Raw genomic sequence first — 23,588 nt, forward strand, 5'->3', positions numbered from 1 at the left:
GTCCTGTCTGCTGATCCAGGAGACCGCTCGTGCAGTCCCGGCGACCTTAACACCGCTGCGCGCCGCCCGACAAGCAGGTGGCCGCGGTGACGGCGCCGTGCACGGTGGAGCTCGCAGATCCTCGGGGGGCCATTTGCTCGACGACCCGAGCGGAAGGCGCCGCCCCGGTGGCTGCCGCCGGCCGCGCTCACCCCGGCGGATGCCGACCTCGGTGGACGGGTTCCCCGCCCGGCCTCCGCCGGGGACCCGGGCCGGGAATAACCTCGCGCGGGCACGGCTTGTACGGGATGGTTCAAATTTGTAGAACTTGCGGTGCTCGCCGACACGGGTGCCGCGGGAGACCAGGAGGACGGCATGCAGTTCGGCATCTTCACCATCGGGGACGTCACCGAGGACCCCACCACGGGACGCGTCCCCACCGAGCACGAGCGGATCAAGGCCACGGTCGAGATCGCGAAGAAGGCCGAGGAGGTGGGGCTGGACGTCTTCGCCACGGGTCAGCACCACAATCCGCCGTTCGTGGCCCCGGCCAACCCGCCCATCCTGCTCGCCGCCGTCGCGGCGCAGACCGAACGGCTGCTGCTGTCCACGGCCACGACGCTCATCACCACGACCGACCCGGTGCGCATCGCCGAGGACTACGCCTACCTGCAGCACCTGACCGACGGGCGGGTGGACCTGACGATGGGCCGCGGCAACACGGGCCCGGTCTACCCGTGGTTCGGCAAGGACATCCGCCAGGGCATCCCCCTGGCGGTCGAGAACTACAACCTGCTCCACCGGCTGTGGCGGGAGGACGTGGTCGACTGGCAGGGGAAGTTCCGCTCTGCTCTGCAGGGCTTCACCTCGACCCCGCGCCCGCTCGACGACGTGGCTCCCTTCGTGTGGCACGGGTCGATCCGCTCGCCCGAGATCCCGGAGCAGGCCGCCTACTACGGTGACGGGTTCTTCCACAACAACATCTTCTGGCCCGCCGAGCACACCCGGCGGATGGTCGACTTCTACCGGCAGCGCTACGAGCACTACGGCCACGGGTCCTACGACCAGGCGATCGTGGGGCTGGGCGGGCAGGTGTTCATGCGGCGGAACTCCCAGGACGCGGTGCGGGAGTTCCGGCCCTACTTCGACAACGCCCCGGTCTACGGCCACGGCCCCTCCCTGGAGGACTTCACGGCCCAGACCCCGCTGACCGTCGGCACCCCGGAGCAGGTGGTCGAGAAGACCCTCGCCTTCCGGGACTACGCCGGCGACTACCAGCGCCAGCTGTTCCTAATCGACCACGCGGGCCTGCCCCTGAAGACCGTCCTGGAGCAGATCGACCTGCTGGGCGAGGAGGTCGTGCCGGTGCTGCGCCGGGAGTTCGCCGCGCTCAAGCCCGCCCACGTGCCGGAGGCGCCGACCCACGCCTCGCTGGTGGCCCGCCACCGCGCCGGCCAGGACCCGGTGCCCGGGGGTGCCGCGGACTCGCCCGCCGGGCGGGCCCGTGCCGAGCAGGAGAGCCGCGCAGGCCAGGGAAGCCGCACCGGGCAGGAAAGCCGCACCGAGCAGGAGGCCCGCCGATGAGCACGCACACGCCCTCCCGGACGGCCTCGGCCCCCGGGGCTGCCCGCCCGGTCCGTCTGGTCGTGGTGTCGGCCGGGATGTCCGACGCCTCCTCGACCCGGCTGCTGGCCGACCGGCTCACCGAGGCGACCCGCGACGCCCTGGGTCCGGCCCCGGTACGGATCACCCGCGTGGACCTGCGCCCGCTGGCCCACGCCATCACCGACCACCTGCTGACCGGCTTCCCCGCCCCGGCCTTGCAGGAGGCGCTCGAGGCGGTCTCCGGCGCGGACGCCCTGATCGCGGCGACCCCGACCTTCAAGGCCTCCTACGCCGGGCTGTTCAAGTCCTTCTTCGACCTCGTCGAGGAGGACGCGCTGGAGGACCTGCCGGTGCTCGTGGCCGCCACCGGGGGCACCGCACGGCACTCGTTGATGCTCGACACCGCCCTGCGCCCCCTCTTCGCCCACCTCAAGGCGTTCGTACTGCCCGTGGGGGTCTACGCGGCCACCGAGGACTGGGCCGGGGAGGAGCTCCAGGCGCGCATCCGGCGCGCCGGCGCGCACCTGGCGTCACAGCTCGCACCCGGCCGCGCCCCGGAAGTTCCGGCCGCCGGGGAGGCGCCGGCCGGGGCGTCGGGCCGGCCGGGGGGCGACGGGTTCGCCGACGTCCCGGACTTCGCCGACCTGCTCGCCCGGACCGGGCAGTGAGCGGTCCGGCAGTGAGCGGCCCGGCAGTGAGCGGCCGGGGCACGGGCGAGCACCCGTGGGACGTGTGGCAGCTGTTCTTCGAGACCTCCGCCCGGCTGACCACCGAGCTGGAGACCCGGCTGAAGGAGCACGGCTGCTCGCTGATGGACTACCAGGTGCTCCTGCTGCTGCGCAACGCGGCCCACCACCGCCTCCGGATGGGAGAGCTCGCCCAGCGGATGGTCTTCTCCCCGAGCCGGCTCAGCTACCAGATCGGAGTGCTGGAGAAGCGCGGGTGGGTCCGGCGCCGGCCGTGCCCGCAGGACAGGCGCGGGCTGGAGGCCGAGCTCACCGGCGAGGGGCTGGCCGCCTTCCGCCGCCTCCGGCCCGCCCACGCCCGCGACGTCGAGGAACTGTTCTTCGACGCCCTGGAGGGCGACGACGCGCAGCGGCTGCACGCCATCATGGAGCGCCTCGCGCGGACGGTGCACCCCTCCTGAGGCCGTCCGCCTCGATCAGTCCTCGGGGAGGTCGGCGAAGGCCTGCTTCATGTCGCGGTACCAGCCCAGCGACTGCTTCGGGTGCCGCCAGCGGCCCTTCATGGCGTCGCGCGCCTCCTGGTGGTCGGCGTCCCCGCCCCGCACCGCTTCCTTGAGGTGGCGGTCCTGGGCGGTGATGACGTCGTCGGCCGTCTCGCCGCGGTGCGCGAGGTCGCAGGGCCCTCCCAGCTGGCGGCAGGTCATGGTCTTCATCGTCGGTTCCCTCTCTCTGATCCGGTGGTCCGGTTCGTGTGCTGGTGTTCGACTGTCCGACGATCGGCGCGCGGGGGATGTGACCGGCGCCGGGATCAGGCCCGTGGGCGCTGCCCGTCGCGCCGGACCACCTGCGCCAGCACCTCGGGTGCGGCACGGAAGGTGATGTGGGCGACGAGGCCGTCGACGACGGTGATGTCGAAGAGGACCCGGGCCCGGCCGCGGTGGAACCACGCCGCAGCGGGGCGGCTGCCGACGAACACCGGAAGCGCGGCGTGGGCGCTGCCGTCGAAGAACGCCGCCACCTCCTCCCGGCCGTCGATCCGCTGGGGGGTCCCGGCCAGGATCGCGGCGTCGTCGGCCGTCACGGTAACGCCCGGCGCCAGGAGGCGCACCAGGCGCTGGAGGTCGCCCTGCCGGGCAGCGGCCATGAAGGCGTCGACGACCTCCCCGTCGGCCGCCCGCCCCTCGGGGGCGGACCGGCCGACCTCGGCCCGGGCGCGGGAGGCCAGCTTGCGCGCGGCCGCCGGCGTGGTGTCCAGGACGGCGGCGATCGTGGAGAACTCGACCCCGAAGCTTTCGTGCAGGACGAACGCGACCCGCTGCTGCGGCGAGAGCCGGTCGAGCACCAGCTGGAGGGCGACGCCGACGGCATCGGCGAGCACGACCTCGTCGGCCGGGTCCGGGGCGGTGTCCGGCGGCCCGATCTCGGGGGCGGGGACCGGGGTCCGCGCCTTCAGCCGGTCCAGGCACAGACGAGTGGTCACCGTGGTCAGCCAGGCGGGCGGGTTCTCGATCTCGGCCTCCGTCCGGTGCAGCCGGAGCCAGGCCTGCTGCACCACGTCCTCGGCCTCGGCGTGGTCGGCCAGCACGCCGGCCGCGAGGCGCAGCAGACGCGGTCGCTCCGCCTCGAAGATCTTCGTGCGCTCCACCGTGCTCACCGTGCCATTCTCCACCGTTCGCCCTGTGCGCTGCGCCGTGGGGCCGCTGCGCCCGCGGCGCCGGCGGTCAGCGGCTGCGCCGGACGGTGCGCACGCCGTACAGCACGGCGGCGAGGACCAGCAGGACGCCCAGCCCCTGCAGGCCGGGGGAGTCGTCGGCCTCTCCGTGGACGATGCCGGCGGCACCGATCACCAGGCCGAGGACGACGAGCAGGACGGGGAGGACGTGTTTCACGGGTTTCCTCTCACAGGCTTCCGTTCACGGGAGTGGGGCGGCGGGGCAGGTCAGTCCTCGACCCACTCGAGCAGATCCCCGGGCTGGCACTCGAGCACCCGGCACATGGCGTCCAGGGTCGCGAAGCGCACCGCCTTGGCCCGGCCGTTCTTCAGCACGGCGACATTGGCGGGGGTGAGCCCGACCCGTTCGGCGAACTCGCCGACGCTCATCTTGCGCTTGGCCAGCTCGACGTCGAGGCGCACGACGATCGGCATCAGATCACCGCTTCCATGTCGGTGCGCAGGGCCGTGGCCTGGCGCAGCAGCGCCCGCATCACCACCATGAGCAGCCCCAGCACGGTGACCCCGGTCAGCATCAGGAACAGCAGCAGCGGCAGCCCGGGGTCGCCGGCGTTGAAGCCGACGAACAGGAACACGCCCAGCAGCACCGCCCACGCCGCGGCCACGGCCCACACGATCGCGTCCACCCACACCAGGGACGCCGGGCTGAAGATGCGGTCCTTCTTGACCAGGGTGAGCAGCTTCCAGGTGCACACGATCACCACCTGCGCGCACAGCACCCAGAACACCGTCACGGCGGTCGCCGGCCACCTCAGGTAGGCCATCTCGGGGTTCTCCTGGGCCATGTGCGCGAACTGCCCGGGCAGGGACATGACCTGGAACAGCACCAGGATCCCGAAGAGCAGCGCGAGGAAGACGCGGAGGGCGGCGACCGCCCGGTGTTCACGAATCATGCATCGAGTGTCGCTCGGTATCTATCGAATGTCAATAGGCGGGCGTGGGTGTGGCCCCGCCGGTGGACATCACCAGGTGACGGGGAGCTCGTGCAGGCCGTAGATGTCGGCGTCGTTCTTGAAGGGCAGCTCGTCGACGGGCACGGTGCACCGGAGGTGGGGGATGCGCCGGAACAGGGTGTCGAGGACGATCTGCAGCTCCAGGCGGGCGAGGTGCTGGCCCAGGCACTGGTGCGGGCCGTAGCCGAAGGCGAGGTGGTGGCGTCCGCCGCGGTCGATGTCGAAGGAGCCCGGGTCGGTGAACACCTCCGGATCGCGGTCGGCGGTGTTGGACAGGCCGAGAACGCCGTCCCCGGCGCGGACGAGCACCCCGCCGATCTCCACGTCCTCCAGGGCCACGCGCGAGGTGCCCAGCTCGGCGATCGTGAACCAGCGCAGCAGCTCCTCCACGGCGTCCGGGGTCCTGCTGGGATCCCGGCGGATCACGGCCAGGTCCTCGGGGTGGTCGAGCAGCGCCAGGACGCCCAGGGAGATCATGTTCGCGGTGGTCTCGTGGCCGGCCACCAGCAGCAGGAAGGCCAGGCTGACCAGCGCCTCGTGGTCGACCGGGCCCTGCTCCTGCTGCCTGCGGACCTGGCGGCCCAGCAGATCGTCGGTGGGCTCCTGCTCCTTCGCGGCGATCAGCCGGTCGAGGTAGGACAGCAGTTCGCCCAGTGCCTGCTGGATCTGCTGCACGGAGACGCCGCGGGAGAGCAGCGTGGCCGAGCGGCTCTGGAAGAAGTCGTGCTCGGCGTATGGCACGCCGAGCAGTTCGCAGGTCACCAGCGAGGGCACCGGCAGGGACAGCGCCGGCACCAGGTCCACCGGGCGGGGCCCGGCCAGCAGGGCATCGACGCGTTCGTCCACGATCTGCTGGATGCGCGGGTGCAGGGCGGTGATCCGCTTGAGCGTGAACTCTCCCATGACGGCCCGGCGGGCGGGGCCGTGCTCGGGCGGGTCCATGCCGAGCAGGCTCAGGGAGACCGGGATCGGGTCGTGCGTGAACGCCGGGAACCCGGGGCGGTTGCGGTCGGAGCTGAACCGCGGATCGGTCAGCATGGCCCGGATGTCCTCGTGGCGGGTCAGCGCCCACACGGTCATCCCGGAGGGCAGCCTGACCCGGGCGACGGGTTGCTCGTCGCGCAGCCGCAGGTGCTCGGGCGGTGGGGCGTAGGGGCACTGCCGGGTGAGCGGCAGGGCGACGGGTTCGGTGGAGGTCATGGTGCACCCCGTCCTGGTGGCCGTACCACGTGACGTCTTCCGTGGTGTTCCACGCTACAGAGCTGCCGGAAACCCGTCCATATGCGTCATGACCAGGGGCGACGGGAGTCCGGGGGAGCGGCGGCCCGGGGGCCGCTGGTACGTTCGGCACCAGAGGGCACCAAAGGGCATCAGGCGGCACCGGACGATCCACGGGACGGGGACGTCCGGGTCCGGCCGGACGAGGAGGCGGACATGCGGGTCAGCGTGGACCGGACCAGATGCGCCGGCTCCGGGCAGTGCTCCGCCCTGGCGCCGGCGGTCTTCGACCAGCAGGAGGACGACGGCGTGGTCCTCCTGCTCGACGCCGAACCGCCCGAGGCGCTGCACAGCGCCGTCCGCGAGGCCGCCCTGGCCTGTCCGGTCGCCGCAATCCTGCTCGACCCCTGACGGGCCGGGGTCCCTCGGCGGTGCCGGCTCCCGCGCGAGGGGGTGGTACCGCACGAGGGCCGGCCCCGGCGGGCACCGTCCGGCTCCGGGCCGCGTCACCGCGGCGTGCGCACCGGGTCAGCTCTCCCCGCGCCGGATGAGCCGGCCGCGCGGCGTCTCGAAGTCCACGGGCACCCCGCGCAGATAGGTTCGGCGCACCTTCCCGGACAGCGCCTTGCCCTGGTACGGGGTGATCGGGTTCCTGTGGTGCAGTCGTCCGGCGTCGACCACGAACGCGTCGTCGGGGGCGAAGACCACCAGGTCCGCGTCGTAGCCGAGAGCCAGCTTCCCCTTGGACCGCAGGCCGGCCCGCTGGGCGGGTCGCGTGGACATCCACTCCACCACGCGTCCCAGGTCGATCCCGCGGCGGCGTGCCTCGGTCCAGATCAGGGACAGCCCCAGCTGCAGGGAGGAGACCCCGCCCCAAGCCACGCCGAAGTCGCCGTTGTCCAGGTCCTTGAGGTCCAGGGTCGAGGGGGAGTGGTCGGAGACGATGAAGTCGATGGTCCCGTCGACCAGCCCCTCCCACAGCAGCTCGCGGTTGCCGACCTCCCGCACGGGCGGGCAGCACTTGAACGCGGTGGCGCCGTTGGGCACCTCCTCGGCCAGCAGGGTCAGGTAGTGCGGGCAGGTCTCCACCGTGATGTCCAGGCCGTCCCGCTTGGCGGTGGCCAGCATGGGCAGCGCGTCCGAGGAGGACAGGTGCAGGATGTGCGAGCGCGCCCCGGTCCACCGGGTGCGCTCGATGACCTCGGCGATCGCCAGGTTCTCGGCGCCGCGGGGACGGGACCTCAGGAAGTTCTCGTAGACGTCGCCCTCGGGGTGGGGGGCGCGGTCGATGGCGCGGGAGTCCTCGGCGTGCACGATCATCAGGGAGTCGAAGGTCTTGATCTCGGCGAGGTCCTCCTCCATCTCGTCGGCCTCGAGGTGCGGGAACTCGTCCACCCCCGAGTGCAGCAGGAAGCACTTGAAGCCGAAGACGCCGTCGTCGTGCAGCTCGCGCAGGTCCGGGGTGTTGCCGGGGATCGCCCCGCCCCAGAAGCCGACGTCCACGAAGACGTTGTCCTGGGCGAAGAGCCGCTTGTACTCCAGCGCCGGCACGTTCACCGTGGCGGGGATCGAGTTGAGCGGCATGTCCAGGACCGTGGTCACCCCGCCGGCCGCGGCGGCCCGGGTCGCGGAGGCGAAGCCCTCCCACTCGGTGCGGCCGGGCTCGTTGATGTGGACGTGGGTGTCCACCAGTCCCGGCAGCAGCCTCTCGTCGTCGGCCAGCTCCAGGACCTCCCGGCTGCGCAGGCCGGCGCCGAGGGGCTCGACGGCCACGATCCGGCCGCCGCGCACGCCGACCTCCCGGGGGGCGAAGTGGTCCCCGCACGAGACGTTCCTCCCGCGCACCACGAGGTCGAACTCCCGGTGGTCGCGGGCGTTGGTTCCCTGCTCGTCCGCTCCCGTGCGCGGGGCGTCGCCGGTGTCGTCGGGCAGCCCGTGCTCGCGGCGGTGGTCGGCGATCAGACGGCGGATGCGCTCGGGGTCGTTGACGTTCTCGCTGACCTCGAGCTTGTGGGCCTGTTCGGCCTCGAAGGCGTGCTGCGCGGCGGCGGGCTTGGTGGCCGCACGCGCGGAGTCCTCCTGGGCGATCACCGCGGGGTCCTCGGGCAGCCGCTGCGGGCGCCCCGTGGCATCTGCGGCGTCGTCCCCGCCCTCGACGGGCGGCTGCCGGGGCGGCGTCTTCTCGGTCATCGAGGTTCCTTCGGGTCGTCGGCGTCCGCACCGTCCGCCGGATCGGTGAGGTCGGGCTGGGGCCCGGCGAGCAGGTCGGGGAGGTCGTCGGCCAGGCGGGCGCCCACCTGCTCGAGCAGCCGCCGGGCCTCCCGCATGCACGTGCGGGGGTCCGGCTCGAAATCGGTCAGAGCATAGGTCCGCCGGAAGCCGGCCTCGTGCAGCACGCGCGGCTCCAGGGTGGTCCGCCCGCAGACCGCGACCGCGGGCACGCCCGCGGAGCGGGCCGTCTCCAGCACGCCCAGCGGCGTCTTGCCGCCGAGGGACTGCTCGTCCAGGCTGCCCTCGCCGGTGACCACGAGGTCCGCGCCGGCGAGCCGGTCCGCGAGGCCGACGAACTCGAGCACCACCGCGACGCCGGGGCGGCGCCGGGCGCCGAGCACGGCGAGGGCCGCGAAGCCCACGCCGCCGGCGGCACCGGCCCCGGGCGCCTCGGCGGCGCGTGCCGCGCCGTCCCCGAGGGCGTCGGCGAGCCGGTCCCGCAGGACCGTCAGGGCGGCGTCGAGCGCCCGCACCTGATCCGGGTCCGCGCCCTTCTGCGGGCCGAAGACCGCGGCGGCGCCGCGCTCGCCCAGCAGCGGGTGGTCGACGTCGGCGGCCAGGACGAACTCGGTGCCCGCCAGGCGCGGGTCGAGGTCGGTGAGGTCCACGCGGGACAGGCCGGCCAGGGCGGCCCCGCCCCGGCCCAGCTCCTCGCCCGCGGCGTCCAGCAGCCGGGCGCCCAGGGCCTGCAGCAGCCCGGCCCCGCCGTCGGTGCAGGCGCTGCCCCCGACGCCGAGGACCACGCGCTCGGCCCCGGCGTCGAGGGCGGCGCGGACCAGTTCGCCGGTGCCGCGGCTCGTCGCGCCGCCGGCGTCGAGGACGGGCTGCCCGGTCTCGTCCACGGGCAGGGCGGCGAGCCCCGAGGCGAGGGCCATCTCGACCACCGCGGTGCGGTCCCGCAGGGCGAACTCCGCCTCGACGGGCTCGCCGACCGGACCGGTGACGGTGACGGGCGACGGGGCGAACCCGGCGCCGAGGGCGGCCTCGAGGGTGCCCTCCCCGCCGTCGGCCACGGGCAGGCGGACGACCTCTGCGGTGGGGTCCACCGAGTGGATCCCCTCCTCGAGGGCCGCAGCCACGTCGGGGGCCTCGAGGGAGCCCTTGAACTTGTCCGGGGCGACGACGATGCGCACGTCCGTCCTCCTGTCTGGTCGGTGCCGGCGCGGTGCCGGCGGGTCAGTCGAGCAGGGCGATCGCGGTGGGGGCGTCCTCGCCGCGCTCGGCCAGCTGCTCGAACTCCACCACATTGTCGATCTCCGTGCCCATGGAGATGTTGGTGACCTTCTCCAGGATGACCTCCACGACCACCGGGACCCGGAACCGCTCCATCAGCTCGTGGGCCTCGGCGAAGGACTCCTGCAGCCTCTCCGGGTCGGTCACCCGCACGGCCTTGCAGCCGAGGCCCTCGGCCACCTTCACGTGATCCACACCGTAACCCTCCGTCTCCGGGGAATTGACGTTCTCGAACGCCAGCGACACGTTCTGCTCCATCTCGAACCCGCGCTGGGACTGGCGGATCAGGCCCAGGTAGGAGTTGTTCACGACCACGTGCAGATAGGGCAGGTTGAACTGGGCGCCCACGGCCAGCTCTTCGATCATGAACTGGAAGTCGTAGTCCCCCGAGAGGGCCACCACGGTCCGCTCCGGCTGGGCGCGCACCACGCCGAGGGCCGCGGGGGCGGTCCAGCCCAGGGGCCCGGCCTGGCCGGCGTTGATCCACCGGCGCGGGCCGTACACGTGCAGCAGCTGCCCGCCGGCGATCTGGGAGAGCCCGATCGTGGAGACGTAGGTGACGTCCTTGCCGAAGGCGGAGTTCATCTCCTCGTACACGCGTTGCGGCTTGATCGGCACCTGCGTGAAGTGCGTCTTGCGGTGCATGGAGCCCTTGCGCCGGGCGCAGTCCAGCACCCACCGGCCCCGGTCCGGGACGGCGCCGCGATCCTTGCGCTCGCGGGCCGCCTCGAGCAGGACGTCCAGGGCGGCGCCCGCGTCGGAGACGATGCCCAGGTCCGGGGCGAAGACGCGCCCGATCTGGGTCGGCTCGATGTCGACGTGCACGAACGTGCGGCCGGCGGTGTAGACGTCCAGGCTGCCGGTGTGCCGGTTGGCCCACCGGTTGCCGATGCCCAGCACGAAGTCCGACTCCAGGAACGTCGCGTTGCCGTAGCGGTGGGAGGTCTGCAGGCCGACCATGCCCGCCATCAGCGGGTGGTCGTCGGGGATGGCGCCCCAGCCCATCAGCGTGGGGATCACGGGGACGTCGAGCAGCTCGGCCAGCTCCACCAGCCGCTCCGAGGCGTCGGCGTTGATGATCCCGCCGCCGGCCACGATCAGCGGACGCTGCGCGGCGAACATCAGGTCCAGGGCCTTCTCGGCCTGGATCCGGGTGGCCGCCGGGCGCTCGGGGCGCATCGGCTCGTAGGCCTCGATGTCGAACTCGATCTCGGCCAGCTGGACGTCCAGCGGCAGGTCCAGCAGGACCGGTCCGGGGCGGCCGGAGCGCATGAGGTGGAAGGCCTTCTGGAACGCCCCGGGGACCTGGCCGGGCTCCAGCACGGTCATCGCCATCTTGGTCACCGGCGCCGCGATGGCGGCGATGTCCACGGCCTGGAAGTCCTCCTTGTGCAGCTTCGCCACGGGGGCCTGGCCGGTGATGCACAGGATCGGCACGGAGTCCGCCCAGGCGGCGTAGAGGCCGGTGACCATGTCGGTGCCGGCGGGGCCGGAGGTGCCCACGCAGACCCCGATGTTGCCCGGGGCCGCCCGGGTGTAGCCGTCGGCCATGTGCGAGGCGCCCTCGACGTGCCGGGCGAGGGTGTGGCGGATGCCCCCGTGGGCGCGCATCGCCGAGTAGAACGGGTTGATGGCGGCGCCGGGCAGCCCGAAGGCCTCGGTGGCGCCCTCCTTCTCGAGGATGGCGACGACGGCGTCGACCGTGCGCATTCTGGCCATGGTGAACTCCTTGGAAGCAGGACCCGGGGTCGGGTCGGGAAGCGGTGGGGTGGGTGGGTCAGCGGCCGGAGCGGCCGGAGAGCTCCTCGGTGAGCTTGAACAGCCCGGAGTGGTCCAGGCCGCCGTCGCCGCGGGCCACCGTGGCGGCCACGAGCTGGGCGACGAGCGCGCCCAGCGGGACGGTGACCCCGGCCTCGCGGGCGGCGGCGGTCACGATGCCCATGTCCTTGTGGTGCAGCTGGAGCCGGAAGCCGGGGTCGAAGTTGCGCTCCAGCATCTTCCGGCCCTTCTGGTCCAGGACCTTGGAGCCGGCCAGGCCGCCGCCAAGGACCGTCAGCGCGGCGTCCGTGTCCACCCCGTAGGCCTCGAGGAAGACGACGGCCTCCGCGAGGAGCTGGATGTTGCCGGCCACGATGAGCTGGTTGGCGGCCTTGACGGTCTGCCCGGAGCCGGCGGGACCCACGTGGACGACGGTCTTCCCGACGGCCTCGAGGACCGGCCGGGCGGCCTCGAAGTCCGCGGCCTCGCCCCCGACCATGATCGACAGCGCGGCGTCGATCGCTCCCTGCTCGCCGCCGGAGACGGGGGCGTCCAGCGGGCGCAGGCCCGCGCGGGCGGCCTCCTCCGAGAGCCGGGCGGCCACGTCCGGGCGGATGGAGCTCGCGTCGATCCAGATCGCGCCCTGCTTCGCGTGGGCGAGGACACCGTCCTCGCCGGTGACGACCTCCTCCACGTCGGGGGAGTCCGGGACCATGGTGATCACGACGTCGGCCTCCCGCACGGCCTCGGCCACGCTGGCGGCGCCCCGGCCGCCGGCCTCGACGAGCTGGTCGACCTTGTCCGGGGAGCGGTTGAAGCCGACCACGTCGAAGCCCGCGGAGACGAGGTTGCGGGCCATGGGCAGGCCCATGATGCCGAGGCCGATGACGGTGACGCTGCGGATGGCGGCGGGGGTGTTCGCGGTGCTGGTCATGGTGTGCTCCTCGAGGTGCTGGTGGTGTCGGAGAGGACGGGGCTCAGGCGCCGGTGCGGGTCGCGGACCGGGAGGAGAGCCACGCGAAGGGGTCCTCCTGGGAGGCCTTGTACTCCAGGCCCACGCGGCCGGTGTAGCCGAGCGCCCGGCTGCGGTCGATCCACCGCTGCAGCGGGAGCTCGCCGGTGCCGGGCTCGTGGCGGCCCGGCGCGTCGGCGATCTGGAGGTGCGCGAAGTCCGCCGCGTGCTGCTCGATGACCGCGGCGACGTCGTCGCCGTTGACGGCCAGGTGGTAGAAGTCGGCGAGCAGCCCGATGTTGTCCGCACCGGCCCGCCGGACCTCCGCGATGGTGTCCAGGGCGTCCTGGGCGGTCTTCAGCGGATAGGCGGGCGCGCCGGAAACCGGCTCCAGCAGCACCGTGCCGCCGATGCGCGCGACGCCCTGCGCGGCGGCCACGAGGTTCTGCACGGCCAGCGCGTCCTGGGCCTCGGGGGTGTGCTCGGGCTGCCGGTTGCCGTAGAGGGCGTTGAAGGCCGTGCAGCCGGTGCGCTCGCCGATGGCGGCGACCACGGCCACGTTCTCCGCGAACTCCGCCTCGCGGCCGATCCAGGACACGAGGCCGCGGTCCCCGCCGGGCATGTCGCCGGCGTTGAAGTTCAGCCCGCTCAGCTGCACGCCCGCGTCCTGGACCGCCGTCACGAAGGCGTCCACGTCGCGGTCCGCGGGGACCGAGGTCGCGAAGGGCCACCAGAACTCGACGGCGTCGAAGCCGGCCGCCCGGGCCGCCGCAGGGCGCTCGAGCAGGGGCAGGTCGGTGAGCAGGATGGAGCAGTTCACGGTGTACGACATCGTTTCCTCCTGGGCCGGGAGCAACGCGCTGCAGGCGTCTTTCGTATTGCGGAATTTCGTTTTCTTTGTACGAAAAGACTACGACGGGATGTGATCCAGGTCAATGTGCTGCTGAAAACTAATTTTCATAATGCGGAATATTGGGACATCGTGCGGGCGGTGCCGCACGTGGAAGGACCCCGCACCACCACGGCGAGGAGGCGGTGCGGGGTCCGGTCGGGAGGCGCCGGCCCGTGGGTCAGCGCAGTTTCATCTGCCGGTTGACGTCCTTGTAGAGCAGGTACCGGAAGCGGCCCGGGCCGCCGGCGTAGCACGCCTGCGGGCAGAAGGCCCGCAGCCACATGAAGTCGCCGGCCTCCACCTCCACCCAGTCCTGGTTGAGCCGGTAGACGGCCTTGCCCTCGAGGACGTAGAGGCCGTGCTCCATCACGTGGGTCTCCGCGAACGGGATCACCGCGCCGGGCTCGAAGGTCACGATCGTCACGTGCATGTCGTACCGGACGTCGTCGGGGTCCACGAAGCGGGTGGTCGCCCACCTGCCGTCGGTGCCCGGCATGGGGGTGGGCGCGACCTCCTGGTCGGAGGTGACGAACGGCTCGGGGACCTCGACGCCCTGGACGTACTCGTAGGCCTTGCGGATCCAGTGGAAGCGGGCGGGCTCGTCGCCGGTGCCGCGCACGGTCCACTCGCACTCCGGCGGGAGGAACGCGTAGCCGCCCGGGGTCAGCTCGTGCTCCTCGCCCTCCACGGTCAGGGTGAGGGTGCCCTCCATGAGGAACAGGACGCCTTCGACGCCGGACTCCGTCTCGGGGCGGTCGCTGCCGCCGCCGGGGGCGACCTCCATGATGTACTGCGAGAAGGTCTCCGCGAACCCGGACAGGGGCCGGGCGAGGACCCAGACCCTGGTGTCGTCCCAGAAGGGGAGCCGGCTGGTCACGATGTCGCGCATGGTCCCCCGCGGGATCACCGCGTAGGCCTCCGTGAACATCGCCCGGTCGGTGAGCAGCTGGGTCTGGTCCGGGTGCCCGCCGTGCGGGGCGTGGTAGGTGCGGTCGGTCATGTCAGATGCCTCCTGGGGTGGGGGTGGCCGCGGCCGGCCGGGGGTGGGCGAGAGCGGCCAGGTCCTGGGCGTCCAGCCCTGCCTCCGAGGCCAGCTCTCCCGCGCCGATCGCCCCGCACAGCAGGCCGCGGTGGACGAACCGGGCGAGGGCCCGGGCGGTCGCGGGCTCGTCGGCGACGTCCGCGGCCTCGATGCCGGGCACCGAGCGGCTGCGGTACACCTGCAGCCGGTGCGCGGACGCGCCGAACGAGCGCCGGTAGAACGCGTAGTTCGTCAGGAAGCGGGTCGGCAGCTGGTGGGCGTGCAGGTCCCAGCCCTGGTAGAGGGCCCGCTCCAGGGAGCGGCGGACCAGGCGCGCGTGCAGCGCCCAGGCCTCGCGCCGCTGGGCGGGATCGCCCACGGGCAGCCGGTTGGTGGACCCGTCCGAGAGCCGCACCCCGGTGCCGGCCACGGCGACCTGCATGACCTGCTTCGCGTGGTCGGCCACCGGATGCTCCATCGACTGGAACTCCGCGGCCACGCCGAGGGAGGCGGAGTAGTCGTAGGTGCCGTAGTGCAGGGCCGTGACCCGGCCCTCGGCGACGCGCAGCATCGCCGGGATGGGGCACGTGCCGTCGAGCCCCAGGATCATCGGGGCCGTCTCCATCTGGATCTCGAAGCGCAGCCGGCCGTGGGCCAGGCCGAGGACGCTCTCCAGCGCGCGGCAGGCCTCGGTCATCACCTCGACCTGCTCCGCGGTGGAGACCTTCGGCAGGGTCAGCACCAGGCCGGCCGGCAGCCCGTCCGCCGCCGCTCCGGCCTCCGCCAGACCGCCCTCGCGCACGAGGGCGGTCACGAACAGGTCCAGGGAGCGCAGCCCGCGCGCGCGGGTCCCGGCCTCCAGGCACTTGAAGCGGATCCCGGCGAAGGCCGGCTGCGGCGAGTCCCCGCGGTGCCGGGCGAGCGCCATCGCGGCCACGGTGCGGGCGGCGCCGACGGCGGCCTCGTCCTCCTCGGCGTCGGGCCGCTCGCCGTAGCCGTCCTCGAGGTCCAGGCGCAGGTCCTCGATCGGCTCCTCCCGCAGCTTGCGCCCGGTGCGGGTCACGACCTCCTCGCGCAGGTGCTCCTCCACCCCGGCCAGCTCGGCCAGGGCGGTGAGCCCGCCGGCCTCCGCGGCGGCGGCGAGCGCGGCCTCGCCCCACTCCCGGGCGGTGGCCGGGGTGACCAGGTCCGCGGGGACGTAGCAGGTGTGCAGCGGCTGCCGTGACCCGTCGTCGCCCGGGAAGCAGTGCTCCAGGGCCGCGTCGGTGCCCTCGAGCAGCTGGTCGGCGCGCCGGGCGAACGAGGCGGGCAGGCTCGTGCGCGCGGCGCTCACCGGCCCTCGATGAGGTCGTAGGCCGGCAGGGTCAGGAAGTCGACGTACTCCTCGCCCAGGACGAGGTCGGCGATAAGCCGGGCGGCGGGCTCGAAGTGGCGCTCGAAGAGCTCCGGGGCGACCTCCCCGCGCAGCACCTCCTTCTGCTGCTCGAGCACCTCGGCGACCAGCTCCCGGCTCGCGGTGCTCCCGGTGTCCTCGTAGACCACGCCGTTGCGGATCTGCTGCCAGACCTGGGAGCGGGAGATCTCGGCGGTCGCGGCGTCCTCCATGAGGTTGTGGATGGCCACCGCCCCGTTGCCGGACAGCCACACGGCGGTGTACCGGATCGCCACGTAGAGGTTGGCGGCCAGCTCCTGCTGCGTGCTGGTGCGGCCGGCGCTGGGGACGTCGAGCAGCTGCTCTGGGCCGACCTGCACCTCCTCGCGGAGCCGGTCGACCTGGTTGGGCCGCTCGCCCAGGACGTCGTCGAAGACCTCCCTGCAGGTCGGCACGAGGTCGGGGTGGGCCACCCACGACCCGTCGAAGCCGTCCTGGGCCTCCCGGGTCTTGTCGGCGCGCACCTTGGCGAAGGCGGCCTCCGTGGCCTCCGGGTCGCGCCGGTTCGGGATGACCGCGGCCATCCCGCCCATCGCGAAGGCTCCGCGGCGGTGGCAGGTCTTCACGAGCAGCTCGGTGTAGGCGCGCATCAGCGGCGCGGTCATGGTGATCGTGGACCGGTCGGCGAGCACGAAGCGCTCGCCGGCGTCCCGGAAGTACTTGATGATGCTGAACAGGTAGTCCCAGCGCCCCGCATTGAGCCCGGAGGCGTGCTCGCGCAGCTCCCAGAGGATCTCCTCCATCTGGAACGCCGCCGGGATCGTCTCGATGAGCACGGTCGCACGGACGGTGCCGTGGTCGATGCCGAGGTACTCCTCGGCGAAGCTGAACACGTCGTTCCACAGCCGCGCCTCGAGGTGGGACTCCATCTTGGGCAGGTAGTAGTACGGGCCGTGGCCGTTGGCCAGCAACAGCTGTGCGGTGTGGAAGAAGTGCAGCCCGAAGTCCACGAGCGAGCCCGAGGCCGGCTGCCCGTCCACGGTGACGTTGTGCTCGGGCAGGTGCCAGCCGCGGGGGCGGGTGACGACCACGGCCAGCGGGGCGTCCTGGCGCAGGGCGTAGTGCTTGCCCTCCGGGGAGGTGAAGGACAGGGTGCCGCGGGCGGCGTCGCGCAGGTTGAGGATGCCGTCCACCTGGTTGTACCAGGTGGGGCTGGAGGCGTCCTCCAGGTCGGCCAGCCAGACCCTCGCCCCGGAGTTCAGGGCGTTGATCGCCATCTTGGCCGGCGAGGCGGGCCCGGTCATCTCCACCCGGCGGTCCTGCAGGGCCGGCGGCGCCGGGGCCACCGTCCACTCGCTCTCGCGGATCTCCCGGGTCTGCGGGAGGAAGTCCAGGGTGCCGCTCCCGGCCGCGGCGCGGCGGTGCTGCTCGCGCGCCCCGAGCAGCTCGGCGCGGCGGGGGCCGAAGCGGCGGTGCAGCTCGGCGACGAACCGGAGGGCGTCCTCGGTGAGGATCTCGCCGGCGCGCTCGAGGCCCTCCGGCAGGGTGTGCTCGACGGTGTTCGTGGTGGTCATGGGAGTGCCTCCTGGTGCGGGTGGGTCGGCGTGCGGGCGGGGGCGGGTCAGGCGTGCGCGGGCTCGGTGACCGGCTCGGCGACGGCGCCGACGGCCTCGGCGCTCGCGCGCACGGACGCGGCCACGGCCGGGGCGACCGCGGGGTCGAAGACGCTGGGGACGATGTAGCCGGCGTTGAGCTCGTCGTCACCCACGCAGTCGGCGATGGCGCGGGCGGCGGCCACCAGCATCTCGGTGGTGATGTCCGTGGCCCCGGCGTCGAGCAGACCGCGGAACAGCCCCGGGAAGGCCAGCACGTTGTTGATCTGGTTCGGGAAGTCCGAGCGGCCGGTGGCCACGACCTCGGCGTGCTCGGCGGCCGCCCCCGGATCGACCTCGGGATCGGGGTTCGCCATGGCGAAGACGACGGCGCGGTCGTTCATCGCGGCGATGTCGGCCTCGTCGAGGAGGTTCGGCGCCGAGACGCCGATGAAGACGTCCGCCCCGGCCATCGCCTCCTTGAGGCTGCCGGAGAAGCCCTGCTCGTTGGTGTGCTGGGCGATCCACTGCCGGTGCTGGTCCTGGTAGTCCTCGCCCCGGTGGATGGCGCCGTTGCGGGAGCAGGCGACGATGTCGCCGGCGCCGTTGGCGGTCAGCAGCTGGATGATGGCGTGGCCGGCCGCGCCCACCCCGGAGACGACGATCCGGACGTCCTCGATGCGCTTCTCCACCACCTTCAGGGCGTTGTACAGCGCGGCGAGGGCGACGATGGCGGTGCCGTGCTGGTCGTCGTGGAAGACGGGGATGTCGAGCTCCTCGCGCAGCCGCGCCTCGATCTCGAAGCAGCGGGGGGCCGCGATGTCCTCGAGGTTGACCCCGCCGTAGACGGGCGCCATCGCCTTGACGATCCGCACGATCTCGTCGGTGTCCTTCGTGTCGAGGCAGACCGGCCACGCGTCGACGTCGCCGAAGGCCTTGAAGAGGGCGGCCTTGCCCTCCATGACCGGCAGGGCCGCGGCCGGGCCGATGTCGCCGAGGCCGAGGACGGCGGTGCCGTCCGTGACCACGGCCACGGTGTTGCGCTTGATGGTCAGGCGCCGGGCGTCGGCCGGGTTCTCCGCGATCGCCGTGCACACCCGGGCGACACCGGGGGTGTAGGCGCGGGAGAGGTCGTCGCGGTTGCGCAGCGAGACGCGGGGCGTCACCTCGATCTTGCCGCCGAGGTGGATGAGGAACGTGCGGTCGCTGATCTTGCGGACCGCCACGCCCTCGATCGCCTCGAGGGCGTCCCGCACCTCGTCCCGGTGGGACGCGTCGGAGACGTTGCAGCTGACGTCGACCACCACGTGCTCGGCGTGGGACTCGACGACGTCGAGGGCGGTCACTGCCGCGCCCGCGGTGGCCGCCGCCGTGGCGAGCTCGCTGGTGACGGTCAGACCGGCAGGCGCCTGCACGCGCAGGATCATCGAATATCCGGGACTGGGCGTTGCCATGGTTCCTCCGTGGAAGCTCGGGATGAAGATTTCAGCCGCATTGCGGAATGAAAATTCCGTATTATGGATATTATGGGACACTGGCATTGATGGCAAGACTCGTCCGTGACTCCTGTCACGGTACGTCGCCCTGGAGGGTCGGGTGCGGCGGCGAGCTGTCCCACGACCGACGGAGGACCACGGAACCATGACCACACGACCTGCATCGGGCGGTGTCCAATCGGTGGAGCGGGTGTTCGAGCTCCTCGAGGTGATCACCGCCGCGGGCGGCGAGATGTCGCTGAGCGAGCTCTCCGCCGCCGTCAAGCTGCCGCTGCCCACGATCCACCGGCTGCTGCGCACCCTGGTTCCCTCCGGCTACGTCCGCCAGCTGCCCAACCGCAACTACGCGCTCGGGCCGCGGCTGATCCTGCTGGGGGAGGCCGCCGGGCGCCAGTTCGGCTCCGCGGCCCGGGGCCGGCTCGACGAGCTGGTGCGCGAGCTCGGCGAGTCGGCGAACATGGCCGTGCTCGACGGCCAGGAGGTCGTCTACATCGCCCAGGCGCAGTCCCAGCGCTCGATGCGGATGTTCACCGAGGTGGGCCGCCGCGCCGACACCCACGACACCGGCGTGGGCAAGGCCATGCTCGCGACGCTGCCCGACGACCGGGTCCGGGCCATCGTCACCGCCACCGGCATGGCGACGCCCACGCCCAAGAGCCTCGGCACCCTCGAGGAGCTCTTCGCCGACCTCGAGCGGATCCGGGAGCGCGGCTACGCGATCGACGACGAGGAGCAGGAGCTCGGCGTGCGCTGCTACGCGATGGCGGTGCCCGGCGCGCCGACCCCCACGGCGATCTCCGTCTCCGGGCCCGTGAGCCGGGTGGACGAGGACTTCGGCCGCCGGGCCGTGCCCGTCCTGCGCCGGGCCGCCGAGGCGATCGCCGCGGAGCTCATGCCCGTCAGGGCCTGAGCCGCGGCCCGGGCGCACCGGCCGCCGTGTGGCAGGATCCCTGCGGCGCCGGGGATCCCGGCGCCGCAGGAGGTGGTGGGTCGAAGTTGCGGTGTCAGTGCGCGGACGGCTCGCCGGGGCCGGCCGGGGACCGGCAGATCCTGGTGTCGACGATCTCGCCGGCGGCGGTGATGACGGGCACCTCGTTGCCGTCGCAGTCCACGAGCTTGCCGTCCCTGATGGTGTCGCCCTCCTGGAGGTGGTCCTGGAGGTGCTCGAGGCTTTCGTATCGGACGGCGCGCACCGGGGCCTGGGCGAAGACCGAGCCGGTGCCCCGCGGCGGATTGCCGGTGCGGATCTCGTTGAACAGGATGTTCAGCAGGATCGCCATCACGGCCGCCGAGCTGATCCCGGAGTGGAAGATGGTCTCGAACCAGGCCGGGAAGTTCGCATAGATCTCCGGCACGGCGATGGGCAGCATGCCGAAGCCGAGGGAGGTGGCCACGATGATCAGGTTGGCGCCGTTGCCGAAGTCCACCTTCGCCAGGGTCCGGATGCCGGAGGCGGCCACGCTGCCGAAGAGCACGATGCCGGCCCCGCCGAGCACGGGCGGCGGGACCGCCGCCACGACCCGGCCGAGGACGGGCAGCAGGCCGAGGGTCACGAGGATGAAACCGCCGGCCGTGACCACGAAGCGGCTCTTGACGCCGGTGATGGCCACGAGCCCCACGTTCTGGGCGAAGGCGCTCTGGGTGAAGCCGTTGAAGATCGGCGCCAGGGCCGAGGAGGCCATGTCCGCGCGCAGGCCGTCGGCGATGCGCTTCTTGCCGACCTTCGTGTCCACGATCTCGCCGACCGCGATGATGTCGGCGGTGGTCTCGGTGAGGGTCACGAGGATGACGATGAACATCGAGAGGATGGCCGCCACCTCGAACACGGGGGGACCGAAGGCCAGCGGCTGCGGAACGGCGAAGATGTCACCGCTGAGCACCTGGCTGAAGTCCGCCATGCCCAGCGCCGCCGCCGCGGCGGTGCCGAGCACCAGGCCGATGAGGATGGACAGCCGGGAGACGGCGGCGCTGCCCAGCTTGGAGAGCAGCATGATGATCAGCAGGGTCAGGCCGGCCAGCGCGAGGTTGCCGACCGAGCCGTACTCGGGAGCCTGCGCGTTGCCGCCCATGGCCCAGCGGGCGGCCACCGGGAACAGCGTGAGGCCGATGGAGGTGATCACCACGCCGGTGACGACCGGCGGGAAGAAGCGGATGATGCTCACGAAGAACGGCGTGATCAGGAATCCGATCACGGAGGCGGCGATGACGGCGCCGAAGACCGCCTGGATGCCGCCGCCGCCCTGGACGATGGCCGTCATGGTGGCCACGCCGGCGAAGGACGTGCCCTGCACGAGCGGCAGCTGCGAGCCGAAGAACCTGATGCCCCACGACTGCAGGACCGTGGCGAGGCCGCCCACGAAGAGCGAGGCCGCGATGAGCAGGCCCTGCTCCTGGGGCGTCATGCCGGCGACACCGCCGATGATGAGGGGCGGCGCGATGATGCCGCCGTACATGGTGAGCACGTGCTGCAGCCCGTAGCCCAGGCTGCCGCCCACGCCGAGGAACTCGTCCTCCGGGCGGGTGCGGGTGGTGGCGGGCGGCTCAGCGGTGCGTGACCTGGCCATGGTGTTCTCCTAGGGATCCTGGTGACGGGAGAGACCCGGTGCCGGCGTCGGGGCGGGACCGGGGCGGAGCGAGGAGGTGGAGAGGACCGCGGTGCGCGGTGGGCGCCGCAGGGGCGCCGGGCGTGCGGGCAGCGGGTGCGCCGCCCCAGCAGGGAGTGCGGGGTCCGTCGTCGTCGTGCTCGGACGGCGACGACGGGCCCCGTCCCCCGGCGCCGCGGTCGGCGGCGCCGGGGCGTGCGGGCTCAGCAGAAGCCGGCGATGCCCGTCCAGGCGGCCTCGTTCTCCGCGGCGCCCTTGCGCTGGATCGTGGCCTCGATGAGTCCGTAGGGGCGGTCGGCCGCCCAGTGGGTCTCCTTGTCGTTCTCGAGGCCGCAGAAGCCGAGGTCGTACACGAAGTGGTGCTTGTTCGGGCAGGAGAACTTGATCTCGTCGATCTCCGGGTGGGCCTCGATGACGGCCTTGCCCATCAGGTAGAGGGTCTCCTGGAGGGCCTTGGAGTAGTGGTCGGTGAACTTGGTGAGGATGATCCTCTTGACGTCCTCGTAGACGGCGTCGTAGTCCACGTCGGTGGTGCTGTAGCGCCACCGGGTGGCGATGTCGGTGGACATGATCCGGTCCTCGGTCTCGGGCAGCACCGTGTACTCGTCCTTCGGGTAGCCCGTGAAGCCGGACTGCGTGGACTTCAGGACGGTCAGGTCCTTGAACCCGGAGATCACCGTCCGCTCCTGGCCGTCGGCCACCACCACGGCGGTGCGCACCTCGTCCTTGTGCTGCACGAAGCAATGGTCGTGGTCGTCGATCCGCTGCCACGCGTGCTCCTGGGCCGCCCAGCGCCCGCCCGTGATCCACTCGAACTCACCGGTGAAGTGGTCGGCGAGCTTGAGCAGGAACTGCTCGGGGGAGTCGATGCCGTACTGCTGGGCGAAGGCGAACACGGTCTGCTTCTGCGTGTCCGTGGGCACGCAGTGGGCGTTGTCGCCGCGCGTGTGCACCTCCTCCAGGTCGCCGCGCAGCTGGGAGGTGACCACGAGGTCGCGGATCTCGTGGCGGTCGGTGTCGCGGTTGATGCGCACGACATGGTTCTCGGCCTTGCCGTACTGGTTCCTGCCCAGGACGACGGTGTCCGTGGCCTTGTCCGTGGCCTTGTCCGTGGCCTTGCCGGTGACGACGTCGGTCATGACGTTTCTCCTCGCGGTCTGGTGTCTGCTGATCGGGGCGGTCGAAGACGGGCGGGCCCGCCAACTCCTGGGTCAACTGCCCCGGTAGGTGGAAAAGGCGAACGGGCTCAGCAGGAGCGGCACGTGGTAGTGCCGCTCCTCGGCCTGCACCGTGAAGTTCACCGTCACGATCGGGTAGAACGTCGGCTGGTTCCTGCCGGCGAAGTACTGCCCGGTGGCGAAGGTGATCCGGTAGTCGCCGGATTCCAGGGTCTCTGGGCCCAGTTCGGGCACGCGGCCGTCGTCGTCGGTCCGGGCGGCCGCGATGGAGGTGCCGTCGGCGGCCTCGAGGGACACGGCGACGCCCTGGGCGGGGGTGCCGGTGACGGAGTCGAGGACGTGGGCGGTGACGTAGCTCATGGGGTGACGAGTCCTTCGAGTCGGAGGAGGGCGATCTGGCGCAGCTGGTCGGCGACCACGGCGCGCTCGGTCCCGGCGTCGTGCTGCAGGCGCTCGGAGAGCTGCTCCAGGATCTCCTCGGGGGTGCGCCCGGCGGCGCGGATGAGGAAGACCTGGCCGAACTTCTCCTCGTAGGCGCGGTTGCCCTCCCGCAGGCGCCGTTGCACCTCGGCGTCGGAGGGGTCCACGGCGGACTGCTCCGCCCGGGACAGGCCGGCCTCCGCGCTGTCGCCCTGCGGGCGCTCGCCGATCCGGGGATGGTGGGACAGCGCCCGGTCGATCTCCTCGTCACCGAACGGCTCCGCCGCGTCACGGGCCCTGCCGAGCAGGGCATCATGGTGCCAGTAGGGGCGGGCGTCGGCCACGGCCTCCAGCCAGCGCGGGATGTCGAGGGCCGGGCGGATCGCCTCGACGGCCTCGGACCGGGGGAGGGAGTTGAACTCGGTGAGATGCATCGGGTGCGCCGTCAGCCCTTCCTGTATTCCATAATGTGGAATAAAACTTTCATTGCTTCCAGTGAACTGGATCACAAGACCCAAGTCAATGGTTCCACGCTCCTGTTACCAAGTTTTTGCAGCAAGATGGCGGAGGTGGAACTTTCGTTTCACGCCGGGGCGGACGCGCCGGCAGGACGGTGAGGGAGCTCGG

24 protein-coding genes are annotated in these 23,588 nt (G+C 72.4%); 5 read left to right on the forward strand and 19 right to left on the reverse strand.

Annotated elements, in window-relative coordinates; genetic code table 11:
• Positions 1–354 precede the first annotated feature (354 nt).
• The 3 genes from ABL57_RS01180 to ABL57_RS01190 are packed head-to-tail and all read left to right on the forward strand — an operon-like array spanning position 355 to position 2,731.
• Positions 355–1,563 carry an LLM class flavin-dependent oxidoreductase gene (locus ABL57_RS01180; RefSeq protein ID WP_047801671.1) on the forward strand — a complete coding sequence of 403 codons (1,209 nt, stop codon included), beginning with the start codon at positions 355–357 and terminating at the stop codon, positions 1,561–1,563.
• Entirely contained in the window at positions 1,560–2,252 is a 693-nt protein-coding gene (locus ABL57_RS01185; RefSeq protein WP_047801615.1) for a CE1759 family FMN reductase, read from the forward strand. Before ABL57_RS01180 ends, ABL57_RS01185 begins: the two co-directional genes overlap by 4 nt.
• Positions 2,253–2,263: 11 nt before the next feature.
• On the forward strand, positions 2,264–2,731 hold the full coding sequence (locus ABL57_RS01190; RefSeq protein ID WP_082157148.1) for a MarR family winged helix-turn-helix transcriptional regulator: 468 nt from the start codon (positions 2,264–2,266) through the stop codon (positions 2,729–2,731).
• Between the two features lie 15 nt (positions 2,732–2,746).
• Here the strand turns inward: ABL57_RS01190 and ABL57_RS01195 are convergent, their stop codons facing one another.
• The 6 genes from ABL57_RS01195 to ABL57_RS01215 form a co-directional block, all read right to left on the reverse strand.
• Positions 2,747–2,983 (reverse strand): hypothetical protein, encoded by a 237-nt coding sequence (locus ABL57_RS01195; RefSeq protein WP_047801616.1) that lies wholly within the window; start codon positions 2,981–2,983, stop codon positions 2,747–2,749.
• Between the two features lie 95 nt (positions 2,984–3,078).
• On the reverse strand, positions 3,079–3,924 hold the full coding sequence (locus tag ABL57_RS01200) for a sigma-70 family RNA polymerase sigma factor (protein ID WP_238985942.1): 846 nt from the start codon (positions 3,922–3,924) through the stop codon (positions 3,079–3,081).
• A gap of 67 nt (positions 3,925–3,991) precedes the next feature.
• Positions 3,992–4,159: a hypothetical protein gene (locus ABL57_RS22595; protein WP_203225529.1), complete on the reverse strand. Its 168-nt coding sequence runs from the start codon at positions 4,157–4,159 to the stop codon at positions 3,992–3,994.
• Between the two features lie 50 nt (positions 4,160–4,209).
• Positions 4,210–4,416, reverse strand: a complete 207-nt coding sequence (locus ABL57_RS01205; RefSeq protein ID WP_047801617.1) for a helix-turn-helix transcriptional regulator — start codon at positions 4,414–4,416, stop codon at positions 4,210–4,212.
• Entirely contained in the window at positions 4,416–4,895 is a 480-nt protein-coding gene (locus ABL57_RS01210) for a DUF2975 domain-containing protein (protein WP_047801618.1), read from the reverse strand. Before ABL57_RS01210 ends, ABL57_RS01205 begins: the two co-directional genes overlap by 1 nt.
• A 69-nt stretch (positions 4,896–4,964) precedes the next feature.
• Positions 4,965–6,155 (reverse strand): cytochrome P450, encoded by a 1,191-nt coding sequence (locus ABL57_RS01215; RefSeq protein WP_047801619.1) that lies wholly within the window; start codon positions 6,153–6,155, stop codon positions 4,965–4,967.
• A 234-nt stretch (positions 6,156–6,389) separates the two neighbouring features.
• Between ABL57_RS01215 and ABL57_RS01220 the strand changes: the two genes are divergently transcribed.
• Positions 6,390–6,584, forward strand: a complete 195-nt coding sequence (locus ABL57_RS01220; RefSeq protein ID WP_047801620.1) for a ferredoxin — start codon at positions 6,390–6,392, stop codon at positions 6,582–6,584.
• Positions 6,585–6,701: 117 nt separating this feature from the next.
• On the opposite strand, the gene allB is transcribed toward ABL57_RS01220, so the two are convergent.
• The 9 genes from allB to ABL57_RS01265 all read right to left on the reverse strand — a co-directional run bounded on the left by allB (position 6,702) and on the right by ABL57_RS01265 (position 18,718).
• The gene (allB, locus tag ABL57_RS01225) at positions 6,702–8,363 is read right to left on the reverse strand and encodes an allantoinase AllB (RefSeq protein WP_238985943.1); all 1,662 of its coding nucleotides are present in this window, start codon (positions 8,361–8,363) and stop codon (positions 6,702–6,704) included.
• Positions 8,360–9,577, reverse strand: coding sequence for a glycerate kinase (locus ABL57_RS01230; RefSeq protein WP_047801621.1), 1,218 nt, complete (start codon positions 9,575–9,577; stop codon positions 8,360–8,362). Before ABL57_RS01230 ends, allB begins: the two co-directional genes overlap by 4 nt.
• A 43-nt stretch (positions 9,578–9,620) precedes the next feature.
• Positions 9,621–11,396: a glyoxylate carboligase gene (gene gcl, locus ABL57_RS01235; protein WP_047801622.1), complete on the reverse strand. Its 1,776-nt coding sequence runs from the start codon at positions 11,394–11,396 to the stop codon at positions 9,621–9,623.
• Between the two features lie 58 nt (positions 11,397–11,454).
• Positions 11,455–12,369, reverse strand: coding sequence for a 2-hydroxy-3-oxopropionate reductase (locus tag ABL57_RS01240; protein WP_082157149.1), 915 nt, complete (start codon positions 12,367–12,369; stop codon positions 11,455–11,457).
• A 43-nt stretch (positions 12,370–12,412) separates the two neighbouring features.
• Positions 12,413–13,219 (reverse strand): hydroxypyruvate isomerase family protein, encoded by an 807-nt coding sequence (locus tag ABL57_RS01245; protein WP_047801623.1) that lies wholly within the window; start codon positions 13,217–13,219, stop codon positions 12,413–12,415.
• A 238-nt stretch (positions 13,220–13,457) separates the two neighbouring features.
• A complete protein-coding gene (locus ABL57_RS01250) occupies positions 13,458–14,279 on the reverse strand; it encodes a bifunctional allantoicase/(S)-ureidoglycine aminohydrolase (RefSeq protein ID WP_047801624.1) in 822 nt (273 codons plus the stop codon).
• 1 nt (position 14,280) lies between these two features.
• Complete coding sequence (locus ABL57_RS01255) at positions 14,281–15,633, reverse strand: aldolase/citrate lyase family protein (protein WP_238985944.1); 1,353 nt, start codon at positions 15,631–15,633, stop codon at positions 14,281–14,283.
• Complete coding sequence (aceB, locus tag ABL57_RS01260) at positions 15,630–17,246, reverse strand: malate synthase A (protein WP_047801625.1); 1,617 nt, start codon at positions 17,244–17,246, stop codon at positions 15,630–15,632. Before aceB ends, ABL57_RS01255 begins: the two co-directional genes overlap by 4 nt.
• A gap of 47 nt (positions 17,247–17,293) precedes the next feature.
• The gene (locus ABL57_RS01265; protein ID WP_047801626.1) at positions 17,294–18,718 is read right to left on the reverse strand and encodes an NADP-dependent malic enzyme; all 1,425 of its coding nucleotides are present in this window, start codon (positions 18,716–18,718) and stop codon (positions 17,294–17,296) included.
• 187 nt (positions 18,719–18,905) lie between these two features.
• Between ABL57_RS01265 and ABL57_RS01270 the strand changes: the two genes are divergently transcribed.
• Positions 18,906–19,670 carry an IclR family transcriptional regulator gene (locus ABL57_RS01270; protein ID WP_047801627.1) on the forward strand — a complete coding sequence of 255 codons (765 nt, stop codon included), beginning with the start codon at positions 18,906–18,908 and terminating at the stop codon, positions 19,668–19,670.
• Between the two features lie 94 nt (positions 19,671–19,764).
• On the opposite strand, the gene ABL57_RS01275 is transcribed toward ABL57_RS01270, so the two are convergent.
• From ABL57_RS01275 to uraD, 4 genes are all read right to left on the reverse strand, one after another.
• A complete protein-coding gene (locus ABL57_RS01275) occupies positions 19,765–21,324 on the reverse strand; it encodes a nucleobase:cation symporter-2 family protein (RefSeq protein WP_047801628.1) in 1,560 nt (519 codons plus the stop codon).
• A gap of 242 nt (positions 21,325–21,566) precedes the next feature.
• Positions 21,567–22,502 carry a factor-independent urate hydroxylase gene (gene pucL, locus ABL57_RS01280; protein WP_047801629.1) on the reverse strand — a complete coding sequence of 312 codons (936 nt, stop codon included), beginning with the start codon at positions 22,500–22,502 and terminating at the stop codon, positions 21,567–21,569.
• A gap of 72 nt (positions 22,503–22,574) precedes the next feature.
• Positions 22,575–22,901 (reverse strand): hydroxyisourate hydrolase, encoded by a 327-nt coding sequence (uraH, locus tag ABL57_RS01285; protein ID WP_047801630.1) that lies wholly within the window; start codon positions 22,899–22,901, stop codon positions 22,575–22,577.
• Entirely contained in the window at positions 22,898–23,395 is a 498-nt protein-coding gene (gene uraD, locus ABL57_RS01290; RefSeq protein WP_047801631.1) for a 2-oxo-4-hydroxy-4-carboxy-5-ureidoimidazoline decarboxylase, read from the reverse strand. The genes uraH and uraD overlap by 4 nt, the downstream gene beginning before the upstream one ends.
• Positions 23,396–23,588: the final 193 nt, after the last annotated feature.

Origin of the sequence: Kocuria sp. SM24M-10, assembly GCF_001027955.1 — a bacterium.
Classification (GTDB): Bacteria; Actinomycetota; Actinomycetes; order Actinomycetales; family Micrococcaceae; genus Kocuria; species Kocuria oceani.